The 3,969-nt window shown below is 60.9% G+C and carries 2 protein-coding genes; both read right to left on the bottom strand.

The features are described from left to right. Positions 1-103: 103 nt before the first annotated feature. Positions 104-1,534, bottom strand: coding sequence for a cytochrome-c oxidase, cbb3-type subunit I (gene ccoN / locus HKN06_02700; protein ID NNF60221.1), 1,431 nt, complete (start codon positions 1,532-1,534; stop codon positions 104-106). 110 nt (positions 1,535-1,644) lie between these two features. Further along, the coding region (locus HKN06_02695; GenBank protein ID NNF60220.1) for a right-handed parallel beta-helix repeat-containing protein at positions 1,645-3,969 on the bottom strand (2,325 nt) is incomplete at its 5' end.

Here is a 3,969-nt window from a genome sequence, read left to right as displayed (position 1 = left end):
GGCACCAGCTCCACCAGTCCGGCCACGCTGATGACCAGCGCAATGCTAACGCCCATCAGGGCGATATTCTTTTCCAGTTTTTTGTGGTCCATCGCCATAATCCTCAGGTGGTCTCGCTGGCGGGCATGACCGGCACGGCGACTTTGCTGTCACCGGCACGCACGGTGTGCCAGCAGTTCCACACCATGATGAACATGCCGGCGAGGAACAGCGCACCACCCAGTAGCCGGATAGCGTAAAACGGGTAAGTCGCCTCGAGGCTTTCGATGAAGCTGTAGCTGAGCGTGCCGTCATCGTTTTCCGCCCGCCACATCAGGCCCTGCATGACGCCGGCGATCCACATCGAAGCGATATACAGCACGACGCCGATGGTCGATACCCAGAAGTGCAGGTCAATTGCTGCGGTGCTGTACATCTTTTTTGCGTTATACAGTTTCGGCAGCAGCGCATAAATCGAACCAATGGAGATCATCGCGACCCAGCCCAGCGCGCCGGAGTGAACATGGCCGATGGTCCAGTCAGTGTAATGTGACAGCGCATTGACCGTCTTGATCGACATCATCGGTCCTTCAAAGGTCGACATGCCGTAGAACGACAGTGATACAACGAGAAACTTAAGGATCGGGTCAGTGCGCAGCTTGTGCCAGGCGCCGGACAGCGTCATGACGCCGTTGATCATGCCACCCCAGGACGGCGCCAGCAGGATCAGCGAGAACACCATGCCCAGCGACTGTGCCCAGTCGGGCAGCGAGGTGTAATGCAGGTGATGCGGCCCGGCCCACATGTAGACCGATATAAGCGCCCAGAAATGCACGATCGACAGGCGATACGAATAGATTGGCCGGTTGGCCTGCTTCGGGATGAAGTAATACATCATGCCGAGGAAGCCGGCGGTCAGGAAGAAGCCCACGGCATTGTGGCCGTACCACCACTGCACCATGGCATCGACGGTGCCGGAGTAGATCGGGTAGGACTTCCACAGCCCGACCGGGATGACCAGGTTGTTGAAAATGTGCAGCACCGCCACGGTAATAATGAACGCTGCGTAAAACCAGTTGGCGACATAGATGTGCCGCACCCGGCGCCGGGCGATGGTGCCGAAGAAAACCACCGCATAAGCTACCCACACCAGGGTAATAAGAATATCAATGGGCCACTCGGCCTCGGCATATTCCTTGCTCTGGGTTATCCCTAACGGCAGGGTGATTGCAACCAGCACAATGACCGTCTGCCAGCCCCAGAACACGAATGACGCGAGCCTGTCGGAGAACAGCCGCACGTGGCAGGTGCGCTGGACGATATAGAAAGACGTGCCCATCAGCGCCGAGCCGCCGAAGGCAAAAATGACGGCATTGGTGTGCAGTGGCCGCAGCCGGGCATAGGTGATCCACTGCAGGTCGAAATTCAGCGCCGGCCACAGCAGCTGGGCCGCGATCAGCACGCCAACGGCCATGCCCACCACGCCCCACAGGATGGTTGCCAGGGTAAACTGCCGCACCACCTTGTCGTTATAACTCTCGTTTCCCACGCGCAAAGCCTCCCGATACGCAGTTGAGCGCCGGCGCGTAGTTTAAGGAGCCGTGGGGGCCACGGCTATAGGCATTTGCCGATACTGTGTATCCGCAGCCGGTCGGGTGGCGGCGATCAGGGGTTGATTGGCACGACCACCGTGCCGACCGCGATGCCGTCGACCCATACATGCACGGTGTAGGTGTCCGGCCCCGGCACACCGTCGGTGCTGACAACGAACAGGTACTCGCCGTTGCCCAGGTCGGTGCCGGCATAGTGCGCCACGGGCACCAGCGGATCCTGTGCCAGCGAGGGTTGTTTGATCGTTAGCGGCGGATTGACCGCATCGACTTCGAAGGCAACCCGGTAGCCGCCGGTCAGCGGCAGGCCGCCGCCATCGAGCAGTGTCACCCGGATATCCTGGCCGCGCAGACCATTGTTCCCGATCAGCGTCGATGCGCTGGTCACGCTGACTGCATCGCCCGGGTAGGCGGTCTCATAGTGGTAGCCGGCATCGGCCTTGGCAGCGTCGGCTGCGCCAGTGCGATCCGTCGTGCGGTTGGGTGTCGCGCCGTACTTGTTGGCATTGCTGGCATTGGCCTGGCTGAGATTGAGCGCCGATGAGGTGACCTGGTCGAGGTACCATGCCACATCGAACTCGAGCAGGTGGTCGACCATCACGGTGTCCTTGGTCGAAGCCGAAGCCGGATCGTCCATCAGGTTTTCGTGCGACTCCTGCGCGCCCCATGCGCTGAGGTTGTTAATCGAGTAGGCGGACACGCCGCCGGCGTCTATGTTGGCAAAGAATATGTTGTCATAGATTTCCGGCATCGGGCGGAAATTGGGCGCAGCCAGCGACACGGTATCAATGTGAAAGGCGCCGCCACCGGAGAGGTTTTCCGCCTGGTTGAGCACGAAGGTGTTGTTGTCGAACTGGATGGCGTCGCAGTCGTCGATTGCAATCGCACCGCCGCGCGGCGCCCCGTTGCCTGAGACCAGGTTATTGAAAAAGCGCACCGGCGGAGTAAACACGTTGCAGAAGTAGTAAGCTGCGCCGCCCTCGATATCGGCCGAGTTACCGCTGAACGTCGAGTGATCAATAACCGACGGCCCGGAGACATTGTTGCGCTCCATGAAGACAGCGCCGCCGCGGCGCGTGGCATCATTGCCCGCGAACAGGCTGCGGGTAATCGACAAATCGGCATTCTGCACGGCATAGATGGCACCACCGGAGCCCACCTCGGCGCCATTGCCTATAAATCTGCTGTCCTCGACCAGCAGGTCGGCGTTGTTTGCCAGGTGTACAGCACCGCCGCCGATACCGGCGGCGCTGTCGACGTCGTTGTTTTCGAATTCGCTGTAGCGGACCACGCTGGAGCCAATAGCGTTGCCAAGGTGGAGAGCGCCACCACCCTGGGTTGCCTCGTTGTTGTCAAAGCGCACCGTGTCGAATACCACGTTGCCGTTTGTCAGGCGTATGGCACCGCCAGTGGCGACACCCGGGCCACCGCTGTCGCGGAAACGGACGTAGTGGAACTGCAGGTTGCTGCAGTTATTGGCGCTGAGAACCTGCGCATTCGGCGCGTTGAGTTCGGTGATGATGCCGGTCGCCGGGTCGGGATCAACCTGCGGATCGACGATTGAACCGATGAAGGCAATGTTGCTGCAGGTACCGCTGGCCAGCGGTATCTTCCAGCGGTTCGGGTCGCCGAGGGTAGCCGGGTAGCCACGGGTGTCGGCGATGGCCACGTAGGTCATGTTGGTCGGCGTTGAACCGGCTGGAATAGTACCGCCCAGCGCCGCCGCCAGCTGTTCCAGATCCTCGAAGGCCGTGGCCCAGGTGATGCCGTCACGCACGGTGATCGAAGGGTCCGGATCGACGAAGTACAGCGCATCCTGGGATGCGCCAATAGCGCCGGTGAGCAGGGCTTCAGTGGCGTCGCCAATACCGTCGTTGTCAAAATCATTGCCCGGGGTCAGGACAGCTATGTTGTCGCTGACGGTTGCCGTGCCACCGTTGCTGCGCAGGGCGTCGTCGTAGCTGGCGCTGACGGTGTCACCATCCTGCACGTCGAGAATGCCGTCCTGGTCGGCGCCGGCGGCTCCGAGCTGCGAGGGCAATGAATTGCTGAAAATGCCGGTGTTCAGCCCGGTCTCGTCCAGCGTCACCGTTTCAGTTTCGGTCCCGTCGGTAACAGTGACGTCGACAGTCTCGGCGACACCCGGGTTGGTGTCCAGGTCAGTATCGGTAACGGTAATAAACAACGCGTCACCAGGCTCGATACTGGCGGGCGACAAAGTAATGGCGCCGTCAAAGCCCCCGCTGACTGAGCTGTTATCGGACACTGTGCCGGGTCCGCCGGTACCGGTTCGCGCGTCGTCATAGCTGGCGACGATGGTGTTGCCGGCCTGTACGTCGACAATGCCGTCTTCGTTGCCGCCTGCGGTACCGAACTGCGT

Source organism: Gammaproteobacteria bacterium (assembly GCA_013003425.1).
Lineage (GTDB): Bacteria > Pseudomonadota > Gammaproteobacteria > Steroidobacterales > JABDKV01 > JABDJB01.
Note: the sequence above shows the minus strand (reverse complement) of the source record. Positions and strands in the feature narration are given on the sequence as shown.